Here is a 20,303-nt window from a genome sequence, read left to right on the forward strand (position 1 = left end):
AATTGATTTGATGTTATCCGCTGCAAAGATACGTTTTAGAAATTAAATCTAAATTGCGAATGGCGAATTTAATTTATAACCACTCTTCCATAAAACGATCCATCTCGGAGGCTTTTTCTTCCAGTTTTTGCAAAAATCTGAATTGTGCTTTGGTACGCACCAGATTATGTTCAGGGTAATGAATCTTATAATATGTATCACCGTTTATATAATCCGTCAGGAAACGGACGGTCTGCATATAGGTCAGTAAACGTCCCCCATAAGGCAACATTTTTATTTCCAAGGGAGTCAGAAATGAGTGAGCCGTTTCCATATACCCGCGAGTATAGGCCTCAAAAATAGGCATATTCACGTCGATATTCTCCAGGTTCGGGTCATCCTCTGCACCGGTATTGACACCAGTACGGATAAAATCGCCGATATCAGAGAGAACGAATCCCGGCATAACCGTATCCAGATCGATCACACACAACACTTTCCCTTTTTCATCAAAAAGAATATTGTTGACCTTGGTGTCGCAATGATTAACACGTTTTTTTAATTTTCCTTCCCGATAAAGTTCTTCCTGGATACACATCGCTTTTGTCCGTTTTTCGATTTCATCGACCAGTTCGCTTACTTCAACCAAACGATTGGCCGGATCAGCTTCAACAGCCTCATGAAATTGCTGCAAACGAAACTCCATATGATGGAAATTGGGTATAGTCTCCCCCAAAGTGCCCTCAGGTATATCAGCTAACATCGATTGAAAATCACCAAAAGCACGTCCTGCTTCATAGGATAGTTCGGGAGTTACCTCTTCATAGCTTTTGCTACGGGGAATAAACAGACATACCCGCCAGTAACCATCACCATCAAAATAAAACGGTTTAGCCGCTTTTGTCGGAAGAAAAGTAAGCACTTTACGATCGATATCCTCCTCTTTCCTCTCTTCCAATTTTCGCCGGATATGTGTTGTGACAATAGTCACATTCTGCTGCAACATATCCACATTGGTGAATATCTGGTGATTGATTCGTTGTAAAATATATGTTGTTTCGCCCGACTCGGTAACCACTTTAAAGGTATCGTTGATATGCCCGTTGCCGAAAGGTTCGGCCGAAACAGCTTTCTCTGTCAACGGAAACTGATTAAGAATATGCAATAATTGTTCGTTTGTTTTCATTAGATCGCTTTTATAGTATTAGAAACATTTTTAGTCTGAAGCAAATATAGAGAATCTTTTTGCAAACAAAAAAGCCATCCTGTTAAGATGGCTTTCCGTATGCGATATAGAAATAGGTCTTATTTCTTGTTTCTGTTTCCGTAACGGTTCATGAACTTGTCCACACGTCCTGCGGTGTCCACCAATTTTGTCTTACCGGTATAGAACGGATGAGAAGTATTTGAGATTTCAATTTTTACCAACGGATAAGTCACACCGTCGATCTCGATAGATTCCTTCGCATTGATCGTTGAACGTGTAATAAAAACGTCATCATTAGACATGTCCTTAAATACAACCGGACGATAATTTTCGGGATGAATACCTTTTTTCATTGCTTTATAATCTGTTTTTTAATTTATTATTCTCTAATTCTCTTAAATTGTCAATTGTTCATTGACGATAGTCTGGTAACCGGTATTTTGGCTTGCAAAGGTATAGATTATCAAGAAACAAACAAAGAAAAACCATTTATTTTTTGCCGACAACTGAGTTTTGTGTGATTTTGCCCAGATCAGACTGCCATTTTGTAGCGAATCTTATTATCTTTGTGCAAGTTTTTAATCATTAACATTATAACATATAACTACAATGGTAAGTTACAAAGAATTAGGCCTTGTAAACACAAAAGAGATGTTTAAGAAGGCTATGGAAGGCAAATATGCTATTCCAGCATTCAACTTCAACAATCTGGAGCAAATGCAAGCGATTGTTCAGGCTGCAGTAGAAACAAATTCTCCAGTGATCCTACAGGTATCCAGCGGTGCACGTAAATATGCGAATCAAACGCTTCTTCGTTATTTGGCAGAAGGTGCAGTAGCGTATGCGAAAGAATTGGGTTGCGAAAAACCTCAGATCTGTCTGCACTTAGACCATGGTGATTCGTTCGAATTGTGTAAAAGTTGTATCGATACAGGCTTCTCTTCTGTTATGATCGACGGTTCTCACTTACCTTATGATGAAAACGTAGCATTAACAAAGAAAGTCGTTGAATATGCACACGCTCACGACGTAACCGTAGAAGGTGAATTAGGCGTATTAGCAGGAGTAGAAGACGAAGTAAGCTCTGACCATCATACATACACAGAACCGGATGATGTCGTTGATTTCGTTACAAAAACAGGTTGCGATTCATTAGCGATCTCTATCGGTACTTCTCACGGAGCGAACAAATTTACTCCGGCACAATGTACAAAAGATGCGAACGGAAACCTTGTTCCTCCCCCACTACGTTTCGATATCCTGGAAGAAATTGAAAAGAGAATTCCTGGATTCCCTATCGTATTACACGGTGCATCTTCTGTTCCTCAGGAAGAAGTGGCTACCATCAACAAATATGGCGGTGCATTGAAAGATGCGATCGGTATTCCTGAAGATCAATTACGTCAAGCTGCTGCTTCTGCCGTATGTAAGATCAATATCGACTCCGACAGCCGTTTGGCCATGACTGCTGCTATCCGCGAAACATTCGCCACCAAACCAGGCGAATTCGACCCACGTAAATACTTAGGTCCGGCTCGCGACAATGCAAAGAAACTGTACAAACACAAAATCGAGAATGTACTTGGTTCTGCCGGTAAAGGTGGTTGCTAAAATGCATAAACAATAAAAAGGATGGATTAAATCCTTAAATATTAAAGCGACTATTGTCTGATAAAACAATAGTCGCTTTTTTATTTTTATACTACTTTATGAGTCTATTTATTTAAATCAATGAAAACGGGCGATTGATGGTTTCTGATATAATCGCGGCTTGGTGCTGCCCGTAATCCTTTTGGAGGAGTCACATTATCAAAAGCCTTGAACGCTTCGAATGAATAAGGTTCTCCTGCGAGTTGCATAACCCGGCAATAGATCGCATAGCGTGATGGTGCATTGAAATACGGAAAAGAAGAATCGCCCATACAACTATTTTCTTCAGGTCGCCATACCCCATGATCATAAGTTCCTCCGCCTTCATATACTCCGACATAACTGTATTTCGGATCATCCAGAAACTGCTTCCAACCTATCTTATTGGGATCATTTGTAAAATCGATATTTGCCCACCATCCTTTTCCTTGCTGTATGCGCATTTCCTCTACATAGTTTTTATCAATAGTACCCCATCCCCCATATTCATCGGCCAGATGAGCAAATCCATGCCCTAACGCCTCATGACGCAAAGTATTTTTAAACATTTCCTCCTCTGCGCAATGTGTATAAGCAACAGAGAGTCCTGTAGATAAATAATGACAAGTTCCACCAAGGCGGTTATCATAAGCTTTTGCGGTAATACTAACCACTGCCTGAGTCAGGTCTACCCCTGTTTTCTGCGCATACTCTATTACTTTTAGAAAATCACCTCCAATATATGTTCTATAACTAAAACACACACCTAAAGCAGTACCTCCTTCTTCAAAATTATTTGAGGCAGAAACAGTCGTAACCATATAACAGTTAAAGTAATCGCGTAAGGATTTAGCCGGTTCCAACGCAAAAAATGCATCCATCGCTTTATTCATCTCTTTCTTATATCCACCGTTTATGATATCCTGATGAGTAAAACCATCCCCCATAAGAATAAGATTGATACCTTTTCCTTTTTTTGCCGACTGCAAACGGGTAACTATTCCATCCTGTGTATAGTCTAAGCGGTCGATTATACTTTCATTACTGTATACAATGGAAGAACCTGTTTGAGCATAAGAACGAATATAATACTTACTTCCTAAAGAAAATGTAGTGATTTTTTTTATAAAATCTCCCACACCAGCATCTCCTTCAATTTTATGATCATTTATAGTCGGTTCAGGCGAGGTATTCCAACAAATGCCTCGAGTTGTTATATTTTGATCTATCGTTGCAATATAAGATCTTATATCTGCACCCTCTCTCCCCTGATCTGCAATATTAATAACACAAACTTCTCCTGAGGTCAACTCTATCCGTTTTGTATTAGAACCACTCGATATAAAGCCTATTTCTAGTCCTTCCTTCAGAATAAGGTATTTTAAGTTATCATTCATTAAGAGGTTGACCATGGGTTCCCCGCTATGGGTTGAGAAATCCTGTATTTCAATGGAAGTATCAAAAGACTGAAGAGTTATTAGGTTCGGACATTTAGTCGTGTCAAACGCTTTGAGACGGGGATTACCAGAGATATAGGCAGTCTTTAATGAAGGGGCTGCTTGAACAATAAGTGTATCAAGATCGCAATTGTCAAACGTAATATCCTCTAATCCCTTACTCTCCGGTAATTTCGCAAATGTCATACGAGGATTAAATACAAATTTAATTGATTCTAAATTGACATTAGAAGAGAGGTCTACTGATGTAATTTCAGTACGGCGAATACTAATCCATTTCAAATTTTTTAAATGTTGAACTCCTTCTAAAGAACAAAGTATTTTATCCACTACCACCAAGGAATTAATATTTTTCAATTCAGCAGGACTCAATAGCCCATCTTTATTTATATCATAAGGTTTAAGTATTTCTCGAAAGACCGGATCTGGGAACATTTTTAGCATATCTTCATTGGGAGTTGGCTCTGGTTCCGGTTCTTCAGGATTTTCGACCTCTTTTGTAGTAAAACTCACCTCGTTCCCATAAGCCGTTCCTGCTGCATTAACTGCGTAAGCCCGTACATAATATTGCGTATTGGGAGTAAGGCCGGAGATGGTGGTTGAGAACATACCACTTCCACTTCCAGAGATAGCCGTCTTGCCTATTGGTGTCGGTGAAGACCCAATACATATCCCTCGCTCGGTATATGTGGGCAATCCTACACTAGTTATATTTCCTCCAACATCAGCTGATGTCGATGTGACTTTAGAAACTTGCTGAGTACTAAGAACAGGTAGTTCTGGAGCAGGAGTATCTTCTTTACCACATCCTAAAAGAAACAAAATCAGGGAGATGAAAATAATCGTTGGTTGTTTCATAATTGACTAATTAAAACGTTATAGAGTCTAAATCTTCATTTCAACCCTTCTCCGCGGAATGTATCAAAGTTGAAATAATTGTGAAATTATTAATAATATGATAGTTCTTTGCAAAAAACAGTAAATATTATATTTTTTTACATATCGCTTTGTCTCGCTTTATTTAAGCCTAACGTGAGTTCGATATAAGTTTCAAATTGAAGAAAAGGTGAAGATAGTGAAGGCGAACGCCACAGGCGTTAAATGTGCATAACCCCGGGTCGATCCGCTACGCTCCTCTTCACCCGGGGTTATGCACATTAAATCCCGGCGGGATTTGGCCTTCGAAAAATCTTCATATCTTACCCGATCTGAAGATAAATCTGTATATCGAACTCACGTTAAGCCTAAAGTTTGAGGCCTATCCTCTTTACTTTTTTATTGTAACAGAAACTCCTTCTGACAAATACCTTTATCTTTTTCGTCCGGATATCCTATATTTTTCATCGAACTGCTCTAACCATTTCTTGCTGATCAATTAATCGTCTACCAATTGGTAGACGATCGGGACACAGTTGGTAGACGATAGTGATCCAATTGGTAGACGATAGTGACACAGCTGTTAGACGATTAATCTAATTATATAAAAACAGTCACTCCTCTACATGATTTGTAGAGAGGATAACGTACTTTTTTTTACAAGAACCAAAAGGGGATGAAACCTTGGTATTACCTCTTCATTGCCTTACGCGACAAGGCAAAAACCGGTAGATAAAAGAAAATACCGACTACCGACATAATTAGTCCGCCGATCGTTCCGGCAGCCAAAGGAAACCAGAATGCCTCTTTATCTAATCCGATCAAAAAGGGAATGAAGCCAAGTATAGTAGATACAACAGTCAGGAATATCGGTACGATTTTGGCATTCCAGGCTTTCAGGTAAAGCCTTAAGGGGGACATTCGCGGATGAGTTACACATAACTGATTGTATTCGTTTAATATGTATATACTGGCATTGACCGTAATACCACACAACAATACAAAAGAGGCAAACCCTCCCTGGTCAAAGTTCAGCTTAAACCAGTAGAATGTCAGGAATACACCTATGTATGAGATCGGGATCACAAAAATAACGGCCAACGGCTGTTTCAAGGAGTTGAATAGAATACTTGTTGTAAAAAAGATAATTACAATGATCAATAAAAGGAGTACATATTGCTGATTGTCTTTCTTTCCCCACGACCAATAACTGGCTTGTGATTCGGCGGTATAGCCCATTGGCAACTTCGCATTAAAAGCTTTCAATACCCGTTCTTGAATCCGTTGACCCTGCGTATTGGCTCCTATATATTCATATTGTACACAAAGTTTATATTGTTGATTTTCTTTGACGACCTTCTGAGGCACTTGTCCTTTTCCTATGGTCGCCAGATCCGATAGTTTATATTGTTTATCTCTTATTTGCTGGGGTACATACTGCATACTCCAGATATCGAACTCATGCGATTGACGGGAAGTCAGTTTAAGACGTTCGCTCTCATTATCAACGATGATATCTCCGGTATATAAATCGCGGACAAAAACCGGATTCAACGAGGCAAACAATTCTATCGGACGAATATTTTCCTGAGCCATCCGCCCTCTATCCAGGTCAAAATAAAATTCCTGATAATCATCCTTCCAATATGAAAACTCCGCATTGATCAACACCTCCCGGATACGCCTATAGGTCAAAAGTTCCTCGCGCAGGTGTTCTGCCCAATCATACAGTTCATCATAGTTGTAACCAAACATCTCGATACGGAACGAACCGGCACTTTCCCGTACATCATTATTAAATCCCTGATCCATAAGCCCCCAGACGCTCCAGCTTCCACCTCCCAGTTCAAGCGCTTTACTTACGATCCGGTTTTTCAGGGTATAGGGAAATCCGGAACGTTCGCTGGCTTTCGTAAAATAAATATTGATACTGGCTTGCCGGGCATTATAGATCGATGTCTGAAACTGGCGAATCTCTTTATAACCGCTCAGAAAAGCTTCCATCTGTTTGATCAGATGGTTCATCTGATCAAGTGTCGTCCCATTGGGAAGAGAGGCGCTGACATGCAAAACTGTTTCATCATTCCGGGTAAAATAACTCCCTTCATATACTTTCTGAACAAAAAGGCGCAAACTTCCCCCCAGTCCTTTGTCGATGACCGGTTTTATTTTTTCTTTATAGGTATTATTTTTAGCCAGTTGATTATACCATTCGGCTACTGTTTTTTTCAACTCTCCGCTCCTACTTGTATCGACTAACTCTTCCTCTTCCAATTCGATTTTTTCCGGTAATAAAAAGACCGGCAAACCAAAAACAAGGAGAATAATCAGACAGGCCAGCTTACGCCAACGGATAAAAAAACGGATCTGTTTCTCGTAATAGCGGGTAAAATAAACGGGAAGCCGCCGAATAAACCGGTTGACCTTGGGTAATCGTACCGATCGCTGTTTTTTTCTATCTGCCGGTGTCATCAATCCCATCTTATCGATCATGGCCGGCACCAGGAACAATGCGATCAATAAAGAGACTGCTAAATTGATCATCACCACAGCAGCAAAGTCCTGAAGATTCAAACGAATTTTTTCATCCAGAAAAAAGATAATCGATAAGGCAGCTATAGTGGTCAGGGTGGCTGTCAGTATGGATAAAAAAGCCCCGCGGTTTTGCCTGTTACGGATATGATCGGTCATCACGATGGTATTATCGATAATCAGGCTTAAAGAAATCGTTATTCCGGCCAATGAATACAATTGAATCTCCAACTGCAAGGCATAATACAGGATCACGGCGATAGAAAGGTTGACGACCAAACTGACCAGAATAAGAAAAAGATAACGCACATTCCGGGTAATCAACAATACAAACAGTAAAAGGATCAGTATCGTCAATCCGCTTCGTAAATAAATCTTATCCAACTCTGTCTGGATATATTCGGTGGCATCATAGCTGGTATAGACCTCATATCCCTCAGGAAGTAAGGAACGGATATGTTGCATCTCTTCTTTGACCTTTTTAGCCAGTTCCAATTGATTGGCGGTTTCTTCGGCGCGTATCGACAGATAGATGGAGTTCAAGCCGTTGATACGGTAGTAGTTTTGGGGAGTCGCCTCCTGCCGGGTGACCTTCAGTAGTTGATCCAGACGGATTAGTTTTCCTTCTTTTCCTTTTAAGGTAATTCGTGCAGGATCAAAACCATTTTCTCCTGATTCGGGAATAAGTGCCAGACGGATCCACTCTTTTGAAGAGGCATCGCTTTGTGAAACGGCGGCAATTCCTAAAAACGCTTTTTGATAATATTCCCGTATAGCGGTCTGTATATCATCTAATGTTATGCCCAGCACCACCAGTTGCCGGCTATCATACTCCAATCGCCACTCCATAGGAGTTGCTCCGGTGACATCAATGCGATAAATCCCATCTATTCCCGACAGACGGGGTTTGATCTGATCCTCGGCAAATCGTTGAATAAAAATAGGTGTAGCCGCTGCATTGAGGGTATAGACAATAAAGGGACGCGATTCCAAATCATCGGGTCTACTCATTTCAAGAATAGGATAACTCAATCCATCGGGCAATCCCGGCCAGGTCTGACGAATAATGGTAGAAGCCTCAAAACGAGCCGCATCGATATTGGTATACTTATCCAGTTCCAATCGGATATTGCCATAACCATTTCCCGATGTCGAATAAATATGCTTAATCCCTTTTATCCGAGCCAGCATCGCCTCCAACCGTGAAGTAACTTCTATCTCTATCACCCGAGCCGAGTTGTAAGGCATGGTATAACTAACAGTCAATTGTGGTAAGGTTCGCGACGGAGAAAGTTTAATCGGCAACAATGGGATAAACGCCAATCCAGCCAAAGCCACACATAAAAAGGTGACAATAAGCGTGAAAGAGGATATTTTAGGCGAGGACTTCAATTTAGAATGATTAATTGTTAATGATGAAGATTAATTTATTTTCTTTCTTCCAATTGTCAATTGTCAATTACGATCATCAGTTGACAATCTGATGATCGTAGTCGAACTCTTTACTCAGAGAAAAACCTGTCTCAAAATCATATAAGGTGAGTTTTCGGATTTTATAATAACTCAACCAATAATTTTGTAAAGCCAGTATATAATTACGTTGTGCTTCCTGTTGCCGGTTTAACGAAAGCGTCAAGCTGTTAATATCGGCTTTTCCGATCATAAAACGTTGTTTGTTTTCATGATAAGCGCTGACAGCCAGTTCCAATGCTTCTTCTGCACTGGTTATCAGATCCTGCTGAATATTGAAATCGCTGACGGTCATAATAATGTCTTCTTCTACCGTTAACTCTTCCTGACGGGCTGAAATCTGTACCACATTCAGATTGTTTTTGGCAATATTATGTTTTCCTTTACGAACTCCCCAATCGACCAACGGTATAGAAAGCGACACTGAGACAATATCTTGTTGTAACGGATCCCGGTAAGCATCTTTCAGACTACCGGCCACCTGATTGAAACCGATACTGGCATTCAACGACGCATTAAACAAAGCTTCTTTTTTCGTTTTATCCACCTGTTGTTCGGCCTCCAGTACTTGTTGCTGTAAATCCAGAAACTTAGGATTATTGGTACGGGCATATATGAGTGCTTCATCAACAGAAATAGTCATATCCCGCGGCCGATCCGGCAAGACCAACCGTATCTCCGTATTTTTGTCGAAATTAAGGTACGACGCCAGACTAAACATGGCTCGTTTCAAGGCGATATCTGCATTCTGCAGACTGTTTCGTGCATTGACCGCATCAAGCTTCAAGGTCAATAAATCTCCCTGGCTGATCGACGCAATTTTATGTCGCTCTTGTCCGGTTCGGTAAAGTGTATCTGTCGATGCTACATTCTCTTTATGCAGATCATATTCGGCCTGAGCCATAGCTAATGCAAAAAAATAAGCCGTCGCTTGTTCGCTTAATTGCTCCACATTATAAAGTAACTCCTTTTTGGCTTTCTCAAACTTAAGCGGTTCAATCTTTCGCTCCCAATAAAAAGGGTTATAACCGATCAGGTTTTGCCTGTAACCAATCCGGATCGGAACAGTGGTATATTGAGTGGACTTATTATCTCCGAAATTTCGGATATAACCTAATTCAGAGTCCACAAAAAAACTACCGCCTAAAGGATCAAAATTCTGGGTAATCAACAGATTGCCACCAGCATAATACGATTGCTGTTCCCGATAGACATCTATATCTGTCTCCGAATCATACCGCCGGGTAATATCCCGGTAATACTGAGCGGGGGTCAGATTCAATGTTAGACTCGGAAGTCGTCCGGCCTTATAGGTACGATACTGCCAATAATCGGCCAGATACATGTTGCGGCTACGAAAAGCTTCCAGCGAACTGTCGGCCGCCAATGTGATTGTTTTTTCCAGTGTTAAGACAAGTTGCGCCTGTAGTGTTGCCGTAAAAAAACAGATCGTGCATAGTATTATTTTCAGAGGTCTCATATGTCTTCTAGGCTTGTTTTCTGTAAATAAACCAATATACCAACGGAATAATAAATAGACTGACAGCCGTACCAACTATCATGGCTGAGATCATGGCTATAGATAGTGGTTTCTGTAATTCACTGCCCATATCAAAAGAGAACAGTAACGGTACCATCGCAAAAATAGTGGTCAGCGATGTCATAACAATCGGACGCAAACGACGGCGACCCGCTTCATGAATCGCCTCCATAAGGGGTACGCCACTTTTTCGAAGTTCATTGATGGCATCCAGTTTCAATATAGAGTCATTAATAATAATCCCGCAGGTGACGACTATACCTATTGCACTCATCAGATTCAAGGTATGTCCGCAAATCCAAAGAACTAACAAAGCAGCTGCAACGTCAATCGGAAGTTCCAATAAAACAATGAACGGCTGCAAAAAACTTTCAAACTGTGCCGCCAGAATAAAATACATCAACAATACAGAAATAAATAAAATAACCACCAGTTCGTTCAACATCTGCTTATTGGCAAAGAAACTTCCCGAAAAATCGATATCCCACAAGGAGGCTTGGGAGTTATTCGCCGATGAAACAGAAGAGGTAAAACCAGCTGAATGGGCTGTCTGTCTGATATTATCGATCAATTGTTCCGGTCTCTTTACATCGAAAAAACGGAAAGGGATCAATTCTCCGTTCTTGCCGGCAGTAATACTTTTAAGATCTTCACCTGGACTTATACGCACCAATGACTTTAAGGGAACCTGATGAACTGTATGCGTTTGATCGGGCATTGTCCTTACGAGTGTACGATCCAGAATTTCATTAATTGTCTGCTCACTACCGGCTAGTGTGATGGGTAAATATTGCTGATAAGAACGTAAGGTTGCGATCTCATTTTCTTTAAATGCGGTTTTTAGGACACGGTAAACCTCCGTGTAGTCAATATTATACAGTAATAATTTTTCACGATCAACCGATATATTCAATTGATTGTCAAAAGCGATACCGACTGGTGTATATCCGGTTCCTTTTCTTAGCGTTTGCTCGATATGACGTATCTGAACAGCATCCGGCGCTTCCGCTTTATTGCGGGAGTAAAACTCGGCCACAATGTCGGCTTCTCCGGTGACAAACAATTTCTCAAAGACCGTCTCCGGTGGAGAAAAAGAGATAACTGCTGAAGGATAATATTGCCCAATCCATCGGACAATTTGCTCCTGCAAAAGAGGGATATCATCGGTTCGTTCTGTTTTAAAATAGAGTTCGGCCTCCGATACAGACAGATCCAACTCGCGGTTGAGTAAGAACTGCTGTAAACCGATATATGCTGTATGTTCAACACCTCCTTTTTTATCCACCTCAATAAAAAGTGTACGTACCCGTTGCCGGTTTTCATCCACATGTATATTTTCATTCCATTCGATATGCATGATCAGTTCATTCTGATCGATTATCGGCATTCGACTTGTGGGGATCACATAAAAAAGGAGTACAGATAAAGGTATACTCAATACAACAAACAGACCGGCGACTCTTTTATGTCTAAACACAAAATCAACCCCTCGGACATATCCGCGGTCGAGTGTATGGACTTTTATCGGATTATTGATCTTTATATTCCACCCTGTTTTTTTCATTTCCGGAATACTATAAACCAGCTTATACAAGACCGGTAAAAGCATAATACCGGTAAAATACGACACCAGCAATCCGACTGTCACAGCAAAAGCCTGATCATAAAAAATTGCCCCTGCAATTCCACTCATAAATACCAACGGAACAAAAACGGCTATGGTGGTAAATGTAGAACTTAGCATAGGAGTGACGACCTCCGTCGTCCCTTTGATACACGCTTCGTTCAATGAATCTCCACGCAACTGATACTGAGCTATGTTTTCCGTGACGATGATCGAACTGTCGATCATCATACCCAAAGCCAGAATCAATCCGGATAGGGAGATTATATTCAATGACATATTAAACAGGTAGAAAAACAGAAAACTGATGACTATACTCACCACCATACTTAAAGCAATCACAAACGGACTTTTTATATCTCCCAGAAACAGAACAGCTACAATACAAATGAAGATAAAGCCCAACGACAAGTTTTCTTTCAGATTTGAGATCGTATAATCCAAAAGCTCAGTCTGGTTACGTGTGATTGTAAATTCAATATCCGGATAGATCGATGTAAAATAATCGGTCACTTCAGCCAATGATTCTTTCATCTGATCCATATTCTCGTCAGCCTGTTTGATGATGGCCAAAGTCACAGCACGCTCGCCATTAGCCATCGACAATCCGGACTGTTTCTCCGGAGCAATAGCGACTACAGCCAGGTCTTTCAATTGAAATAACCGGTCATTTTTACGGATATAGATATTTTCGACATCCGCTTGTGTGCGTAATAAGGTCGAGAATTTAATATTGTATTCATAATAACCATCCCGAACCGTCATACTGCCCGGCTCAATATTATTGGCGGCTAATGTTGTTTCAATATCACTTAGCGAGATATCTGCAATTTCCAGTAATTTTAAATCCGGAACGATCTGTAACTGTTTTTGTTGCATACCCGTTATATCCACCATGGCTACTTCGGGCAATTGTTCGATCCGTCTTTTTATGACCGATTCCGCAAACTCACACAATTCGAGGAAAGCAGAACTTTCCTCTTCCTGTTGTAAGTTGAACGCTGAAAGTTTAGAGTTATTTGAGTTACTCACATTGTCCATTGCCCATTGTCCATTGTCCTTTATATTCTCGTTTTCTGTTTTAATCGTCAGATTCAAACAGAAAACAGGAATATCCGTTGCACTGGCTTTTATAACCCTTGGCCGTTCCATATCACGCGGCAAATAATTCATAGCCACATCAATCTTTTCATTGACCTCGATAAATGCCAGATCGGTATCTGTTCCAAAGTCAAAACTCAACCGGATAATCCCAGACCCGTCGCGTGTCTCACTCTGAATATCCCGCAGACGGGCAACCTGCATCAACTGCTGTCGTATCGGTTTTACCACCGTATTCTCCAACTCACGGGCCGAACTGTTCTGTACGGTCACCTGTACCGTTATTTCCGGTATAGCAATATCCGGTAATAAAGAGATAGGCAACGTAAAATAAGTCACCAACCCGACAATAAAACAGGCAGTGAAAGCCATAAGAACGGCTATGGGACGGTCAAGTAAAAATTTTACCATACTAAAATTTTTACTTGAAATAGACAATTGAGAATAGACAATTGACAATTAGAAATACTTCTGATTATCATTAAGTAAGGATGAACGCTATATTTTATCATGTTCTTTACAACCATATTTTTCTTATAATTTTCAATTATCAATTGTCAATTCGAATCTTCTGTCTCGTTTACCACAACAGAAGATTCGTGCGCCAAATTAATATTCCCCGACGTAATGACAATATCACCATCTTTCAGTCCTTCCGTTACGGTAAAATGCTCCGCGTTTTCCAGTCCGGTCTGCACATAATTCCAATAAGATTTTCCATTAACCAATGTAAAAACGACCTGTTTCCCGGAACGTAAAACAACTGCCGCTTTGGGAACCACCAATTGATTGCCTAATGCACGTTGAACACTGACCCGCACATTCATTCCTTCGAACAAATTACCTTTACTGTTTACCGCTGCTTTGACCTGAACCATTCCATTTACATCAACCACAGGATTAATTTCGGTAATCCGCCCCTCCGTCTTTATTTCTGTCGCTGCAAAAGGAGACACTTCTACCCTATCCCCGGTTTTTATCAATGGTAATTCACTTTCCAAAACCGTAAAAGCAGCTTCCAGGCTGTTCGGATTAATAACCGTACAAAAAAGATCCGAGGGTGAAGCAATATTCTGTTCTTTGGTGAAGAGATTAGCAACAACGCCATCAAAGGGCGCAGTCAGTATGGCTTGTTCCTCTTCATGCCGGGCTAGTTGATATTGGATAAGTGCACCGTCATAACCACTTTTCGTCCGTACCAACTGCATCGTTGCCGCCGGTACTTTAGCCGAATCTTCCAACATATATCCCTGGCCGATCAACACATCCTGCAATTCCAGGCGGGCACGTTCCAAAGCATCTTTGGCTTGAACAGTTTTGTTATTTAAACGAAAAGCGGCTAATTCCGCCAGTTTTTGTCCCTTACTGACACGATCTCCATTTTTTACATAGATCTTTGCGATCGGTTCAGCCGATTCAAAATGCAGATCGACATATTGACGGGCAGAAAGCCTGCCGTTACTGATCAACTCATGATTGAAATCGGCTTCTTTCAAGGTCATGACTGTGACCCGTGTTGTCTCTTCCGGCAAAATCGTTTCAATGGAATCTTCTTCCGTGTTCTTCTCTTTTGAATCACCGCAACTCACAAAGAGTGCAAGAAATATAAAGGCTAGTAGATTGTAGTATTTCATAAGGCTAACAATTTCATTTACACCAAAAAAACAAGAGTAAAATACAAATATTCATGACTTGCTTTTCGCAAATATAGAAAAAATATAGTAAGTTGTTCGCGTAAAAGATTAAAATATATACAATTTACGATAAAATCGTATGGTTAATTTACTTTTATAATACGTATATCCAGTCGTTACTGTACGAGTGGGGATTTCATTTCTTCTCAATATTTCTCTTTGTTCTCCTTTGCAACTTATACACCTCCAAATTATTCTGTCTGCCAACTTCAGACCAATTGCCTATTTTTAAGATAGTCTACATCCTTTTTCTACATCATATAATAGAAATAAAGAGATGATTCAGACAGTTTTTTTGTTACATCTAGGTCTGTTTTCTGTTAGAGGTACGTCTAAAACAATTTAGAGGTACGTCTAAATCTGTTTAGAGGTACGTGTAAAATCATTTAGAGGTACCTCTAACAAAAAAGTGTCCAAAAAGGATCAAATCAATCGATGAGATGTTTCTGGTTTTTGTTTTAGATCTGTAAAATAACGTGAGTTATAAAGATTTATCTTCAGATAGGGTAATGTTTGAAGGTTTTCCAAAGGCCAAATCCCACAGGGATTTAATGTGCATAACCCCGGGTGAAGAGGAGCGTAGCGGATCGACCCGGGGTTATGCACATTTAACGCCTGTGGCGTTCGCCTTCACTATCTTCACCTTTTCTTCCATTCGAAAATCTCACAAGCTATTCGGATTGAATACTTTTTTCTTAACTCACATTAAAGTAGAAAAGCGCAATCAAAGAGTTACAACCTCCACTCACTCTCCCATTCAATAACAAACCGTTCTCCTTCAAACTTGACCGGCAACCAAATATATCGTCCGTCGATCGCATTTTCGGGTGTCCACCGGTCACCCATATAGATCAAACGACCTGATTGACCCTGGACCGGCAATAGATAAGTGCTTTGTGAATAAAATGTTTTATCGGCATCAGGACCTATACAAGGATTTCCCAACTCTTTCCATTCGCCCATAATATCAGAAGCCACAGCCGATCGCGCCTCATTGGGTGACCAGCCGGTACATCCCGACATCATCAGGTAATATTTCCCCTCTTTCTTAAACATAGCCGGAGCCTCCATAAAACGGTTGGGGAAGAAACGTCCGTATTCACCGCTATAATCCAGATAATCGGGTGTGAGTTTAGCGATATGCAATGTGCTGTTTTCTTCGGAAGAATAGATATGATAAGCCGTCTGGTCGTCATCGACAAACAGGTTCATATCACGAGCCATCTGACCTCCGGCAAAATCGCGTCCCAGAATATTCAACGAATCGACATGTTCCGGCAAGCTTGCCCCACTAAAAGATTGCCCTTCTGCTTTACTGACTCCTTTATGTATTTCCTGCACATTCGACGGATAAAAACCTTTATTGGGACGGACTGCTTTCAAATATCGATAAGGTCCTGTCGCCTGATCGCTGACTGCCACTCCGCTTAATGCACCTTTATACCCTTTTCCCTTGGGTTCGAGATGGAACCACATCACATATTTTCCCGTTTGTTTATTGTAAATCACTTTCGGTCGTTCCAGAATACACCCTTTTTCGATATCACTGCCCGACCCTTCCGGATCAACCGACAGGGCGATTCCTTCATCCGTCCAGTTGTAAAGATCGGATGAAGAATAACAATGTACCCCGACATTGGCAACATTCCCGGCTTCTCCTTCCGTTTTATGTTCGCCAAACCAGTAATAGAGTCCATCAATATATAAAATGCCTCCGCCATGTGCATTGATATGCATCCCGTTGTTATCCAGCCATAACTCACCGGGGGTAAACGATTCATAACGAACCTTGTTCTGACAAGCACAAAAAATAAAAAAAGATAAAGCAATGAGAAGTAAGTTTTTCATGATGATTAAATTAAGATTAGATAACTGGCACCAACGTTGATAATCAGACGTTCTGGCAAATGTAATACATTAATCAAAAAATACAATCACAGGATTATCTTCTTCATCAATATTTTTCAAGGCTTGTACTTTTTCAGGGAGTCTAACTGTCTGATCCGAATGCTCTTCGAACCATGCTGTAATTTCATAGGCATGAAGTATACCGACACACTCCTGCTGGGGTGAAAGCGTATAAGGCTGAAGGGGCATAAAGCCGTCTATATCGTTTACAAACCCTTGCTTCATAAGTCCAACCCGTGTTTCACCTGTGGATTTATCAAACATACCATGATAAAGCGTTCGATTATCTCCGTTTTGATCTAATGGAGCGACGATATAGCGAAAGAATAAAAAATCGTCTTTTTCCAATATGTCAGTAATAAATATGGTATGATCATTCCGACGTTTCATACGTTCAGCCGCCGGCCAATGATAAGTGCCTAAATGAAAAAAACGTGACGGATGCAACTGTCTGTCGACAACCTGGTAAATCGTATCGTTAAAATCGCCTTTGAAATAAAAGTCGCTTCCGACAGACCAGAAATGGGTTGTTCCCTGTAATTGAAAATAAGTGATGTCGGGATCCTTTGTCGGAATAAATAGAACTCCGTGTAATCCTACAGGACCAAATAGTTCCATCGCCTTTTCTCCGTTATAAATATTGAACTGTGTCACCTGATCATAGGAAAATGGAATGGTATTGGCCTTCGAAACTGCAGATGTAGACTCTAAACTCTCTTTATTGAAAAAACAGAGGCTATCCAACGCATTATTTAGTTTTATTGTTCCGGGTATATAAGCGATCATTGTATGCTGATCATACCGGCTGAATGTTGCCGAACTCACCATACTCACCGGAGCTAACCAATTACCTCTATAACGACCTTGATCATCATAACAGACAAGCTCTTTATCGGCTTCTGCCGGGAAATAGATCTGCTGCTCTTGCTGGTCAACCCAACAATTAGTATTTTGGTATCCTCCGGGATCATTACCGATATGCCCCACACTGTGTAAGAAACGACCGGTTGTTTTATCAAATAGAAAACATTGCAACTGTCTGGTAGTGATCAGTATTTTGTCACCAATAATCTGAACTTGGGCTCCTCGTCCTATCAGGCAATCATCGGAGGTTTCTAACGGAAGGTAATGGATTTCCTTAAAATAATCAGCGGCTTTCAATTCGATCGGGTTCGACATCGCCGAAGCGATGTCGATTACCTGGTTGTTTATTTCTTTTTCGAAGGAACAAGAAGACAAGAATAACCCTGTTCCTAAAAAACATGCCGTATAGAAACTCTTTATTCGAGACTTATGTTTCATTTTTTTGTATAGACTAATACAACACCATTACTTGCCTTTTCTCCATATCGACTTACAGCATCTTCTCCTTTATAGATTTGTATCCTTTCAATCTTTGCCGTATCAAGTTCATGGATATACTCTCGGGTTGACTCTATATCATCAATATAATATAAAACGTTCTCAATATCACTATTCATAGTTGTCGTCTGAGCCTTTTTGATTTCTTCTTTATGCTCTTCTACATATCTTCCCGCTTTTTCAATTTCTTCTTTATGTTTTTCCAACTCAATAGCTACTATCGCATCTATTTCTTGCTGATTCAAGGCGATTGCTTTCGCGATCTCAGCTTGGTGTTTTTCCAATTCGGCAGAAACAATGGCATTGATCTCCTGTTGGGTCAACATATCTCCCATAACTTTTTCGATCTCCACCTGCACATCCACATCCATTTGCTTCTGAAGTTGTGTAATTTTCTGCTGAAGTTCCTCTATCTCTATATTCGGAATCGCAAAATCAAAGTCGAATTCGGAAAAATCAATCTCAGCAATATGCTCCACGACCTGAGAGATATCGACCGATACCGGAGGTTCAATTTTAATAGAGTCATTGGAATGTGATAAACTTTTAGCTTCAATCATTTCCTTAACCGGAACTAATTCGCTAATTTTGATACTGGAAATCTGCTCTAACTCACGAGAGATTTCAGGACGGGCAAATGCGGCTACTGCCATAGCTGCTAACGGGAGTACATAGAAGTACTTCAACCGTGCCCACGGATTTGATTTTCTTTTTAACATCATAGCTATTCGCTTTTTAAGTGAACTGTGATTAAAGCTGTTGGCCATAGAAGTGAAGCGCTGTGAACCAACAGCTTTTTTAATTAATAATAGTTGATATTTTTTTGCATCGATGCCTTGGGTTATAACGTTTTCATCCGCTTCATATTCATGGATATGCTGTAATTCACGTTTCAACAACCAGGCTGCCGGATTAAACCAATGAAAAATGACACAGATTTCGGTAACCAAAACGTCTATGGAGTGATACGCTTTGATATGTCCCCATTCATGCGATAAGATCGCCGATCCGCTTTCATTCAGATCTTTTTGGGAAATAACGATGTAGTTCATCCAGCTGAAAGGATGAATCGAACGGTCAACAACAACCAACCGAATATTTTTACCTGTTTTTTTCACTTTTCCCTGATTGATTATCCGTAAAATATGTCTGGCCGAATAAATAAACTGACAAACAAACGATAAACATCCGACGAAATATCCTCCTACAATCAGTTTGGCCCATAATGGCGTTTTCATCGCATTTTCGTCGATTGATAAAGTAGCCAACATCCATAAAGAGTCCAGATCTATTACCGGATATTGTGCGAGTATCGGTTCTTGAACCGTCAACTGGCAAAAAGGTATGAGCACCGACAATACGATTAAACTCAATAAAGCGATCCGGTTGAAACGATGAAATGTATCACGGCTTAATAGTAATTTATAAAATAGATAAAATAGTGTCAGACAAACTGTAGACTTCAATATGTAGATAAAAAAAGCGCCCATACAACTTTATTTGTTTTCTTCTTCCACACGACGGATTAATTCTCTCAACTCTTCTATGGATATATCTTCTTCTTTAATTAAGGAGGAGACCACTCCCAGATAGGAGTTATTAAAATACTTTGCAATTACATTTTTCAATGTGCCTTTCCGGTATTCATCCTCTGTAACCGTCGCATAGTATTTGTAGGTATTACCAAAAGCCTCATGCGAGAGGAATCCTTTTTCTTCCAATCCCCTTACAATTGTAGATAGTGTATTGAAATGAGGTTTAGGATCTTCATAATAATCCAGAAGCTGTTTAACAAACATCGAACCCTTTTCCCAGAATAAACCTATTATTTCTTCCTCTTTTGCTGTCAATCGTTTCATATAGCAATCTGTTTGATGAGACAAATAAACTAAATAATTTAGTTGCAAAACTAAAACTAATAGTT

General features: G+C 40.2%; 12 protein-coding genes. 1 reads left to right on the top strand and 11 read right to left on the bottom strand.

The window, feature by feature from the left end; translation table 11 throughout:
* Positions 1-73: 73 nt before the first annotated feature.
* Together M2135_RS08295 and M2135_RS08300 are read right to left on the bottom strand one after the other, a co-directional pair.
* Positions 74-1,165, bottom strand: a complete 1,092-nt coding sequence (locus M2135_RS08295) for an aminoglycoside phosphotransferase family protein (RefSeq protein ID WP_280748022.1) — start codon at positions 1,163-1,165, stop codon at positions 74-76.
* Between the two features lie 119 nt (positions 1,166-1,284).
* Complete coding sequence (locus tag M2135_RS08300; protein WP_280748023.1) at positions 1,285-1,539, bottom strand: type B 50S ribosomal protein L31; 255 nt, start codon at positions 1,537-1,539, stop codon at positions 1,285-1,287.
* 256 nt (positions 1,540-1,795) lie between these two features.
* Here M2135_RS08300 and M2135_RS08305 point away from each other — a divergent pair, with 256 nt between their 5' ends.
* Complete coding sequence (locus tag M2135_RS08305) at positions 1,796-2,797, top strand: class II fructose-bisphosphate aldolase (protein ID WP_280748024.1); 1,002 nt, start codon at positions 1,796-1,798, stop codon at positions 2,795-2,797.
* Positions 2,798-2,901: 104 nt separating this feature from the next.
* Here the strand turns inward: M2135_RS08305 and M2135_RS08310 are convergent, their stop codons facing one another.
* From M2135_RS08310 to M2135_RS08350, 9 genes are all read right to left on the bottom strand, one after another.
* On the bottom strand, positions 2,902-5,130 hold the full coding sequence (locus M2135_RS08310; RefSeq protein WP_280748025.1) for a M64 family metallopeptidase: 2,229 nt from the start codon (positions 5,128-5,130) through the stop codon (positions 2,902-2,904).
* A gap of 708 nt (positions 5,131-5,838) precedes the next feature.
* Positions 5,839-9,072: an efflux RND transporter permease subunit gene (locus M2135_RS08315; RefSeq protein ID WP_280748026.1), complete on the bottom strand. Its 3,234-nt coding sequence runs from the start codon at positions 9,070-9,072 to the stop codon at positions 5,839-5,841.
* Positions 9,073-9,148: 76 nt separating this feature from the next.
* Complete coding sequence (locus tag M2135_RS08320) at positions 9,149-10,630, bottom strand: TolC family protein (RefSeq protein WP_280748027.1); 1,482 nt, start codon at positions 10,628-10,630, stop codon at positions 9,149-9,151.
* Between the two features lie 7 nt (positions 10,631-10,637).
* Positions 10,638-13,826 (bottom strand): efflux RND transporter permease subunit, encoded by a 3,189-nt coding sequence (locus M2135_RS08325; RefSeq protein WP_280748028.1) that lies wholly within the window; start codon positions 13,824-13,826, stop codon positions 10,638-10,640.
* Between the two features lie 146 nt (positions 13,827-13,972).
* On the bottom strand, positions 13,973-15,049 hold the full coding sequence (locus M2135_RS08330; RefSeq protein ID WP_280748029.1) for an efflux RND transporter periplasmic adaptor subunit: 1,077 nt from the start codon (positions 15,047-15,049) through the stop codon (positions 13,973-13,975).
* Positions 15,050-15,841: 792 nt separating this feature from the next.
* The gene (locus M2135_RS08335; RefSeq protein WP_280748030.1) at positions 15,842-16,957 is read right to left on the bottom strand and encodes a glycoside hydrolase family 43 protein; all 1,116 of its coding nucleotides are present in this window, start codon (positions 16,955-16,957) and stop codon (positions 15,842-15,844) included.
* Positions 16,958-17,026: 69 nt separating this feature from the next.
* Positions 17,027-18,319: a DUF4934 domain-containing protein gene (locus M2135_RS08340; protein WP_280748031.1), complete on the bottom strand. Its 1,293-nt coding sequence runs from the start codon at positions 18,317-18,319 to the stop codon at positions 17,027-17,029.
* Positions 18,316-19,869 (bottom strand): M56 family metallopeptidase, encoded by a 1,554-nt coding sequence (locus M2135_RS08345; RefSeq protein ID WP_280748032.1) that lies wholly within the window; start codon positions 19,867-19,869, stop codon positions 18,316-18,318. The genes M2135_RS08340 and M2135_RS08345 overlap by 4 nt, the downstream gene beginning before the upstream one ends.
* Positions 19,870-19,875: 6 nt before the next feature.
* A complete protein-coding gene (locus M2135_RS08350; RefSeq protein ID WP_280748033.1) occupies positions 19,876-20,238 on the bottom strand; it encodes a BlaI/MecI/CopY family transcriptional regulator in 363 nt (120 codons plus the stop codon).
* Positions 20,239-20,303: the final 65 nt, after the last annotated feature.

This window comes from Parabacteroides sp. PF5-9, assembly GCF_029893105.1.
GTDB lineage: Bacteria > Bacteroidota > Bacteroidia > Bacteroidales > Tannerellaceae > JARXWG01.

Excerpts from the sequence above, each read along its gene's own strand:
- M2135_RS08295 (WP_280748022.1), bottom strand. The coding sequence starts at position 1,165 with ATGAAAACAAACGAACAATTATTGCATATTCTTAATCAGTTTCCGTTG.
- M2135_RS08300 (WP_280748023.1), bottom strand. The coding sequence starts at position 1,539 with ATGAAAAAAGGTATTCATCCCGAAAATTATCGTCCGGTTGTATTTAAG.
- M2135_RS08305 (WP_280748024.1), top strand. The coding sequence starts at position 1,796 with ATGGTAAGTTACAAAGAATTAGGCCTTGTAAACACAAAAGAGATGTTT.
- M2135_RS08310 (WP_280748025.1), bottom strand. The coding sequence starts at position 5,130 with ATGAAACAACCAACGATTATTTTCATCTCCCTGATTTTGTTTCTTTTA.
- M2135_RS08320 (WP_280748027.1), bottom strand. The coding sequence starts at position 10,630 with ATGAGACCTCTGAAAATAATACTATGCACGATCTGTTTTTTTACGGCA.
- M2135_RS08325 (WP_280748028.1), bottom strand. The coding sequence starts at position 13,826 with ATGGTAAAATTTTTACTTGACCGTCCCATAGCCGTTCTTATGGCTTTC.
- M2135_RS08330 (WP_280748029.1), bottom strand. The coding sequence starts at position 15,049 with ATGAAATACTACAATCTACTAGCCTTTATATTTCTTGCACTCTTTGTG.
- M2135_RS08335 (WP_280748030.1), bottom strand. The coding sequence starts at position 16,957 with ATGAAAAACTTACTTCTCATTGCTTTATCTTTTTTTATTTTTTGTGCT.
- M2135_RS08340 (WP_280748031.1), bottom strand. The coding sequence starts at position 18,319 with ATGAAACATAAGTCTCGAATAAAGAGTTTCTATACGGCATGTTTTTTA.
- M2135_RS08345 (WP_280748032.1), bottom strand. The coding sequence starts at position 19,869 with ATGGGCGCTTTTTTTATCTACATATTGAAGTCTACAGTTTGTCTGACA.
- M2135_RS08350 (WP_280748033.1), bottom strand. The coding sequence starts at position 20,238 with ATGAAACGATTGACAGCAAAAGAGGAAGAAATAATAGGTTTATTCTGG.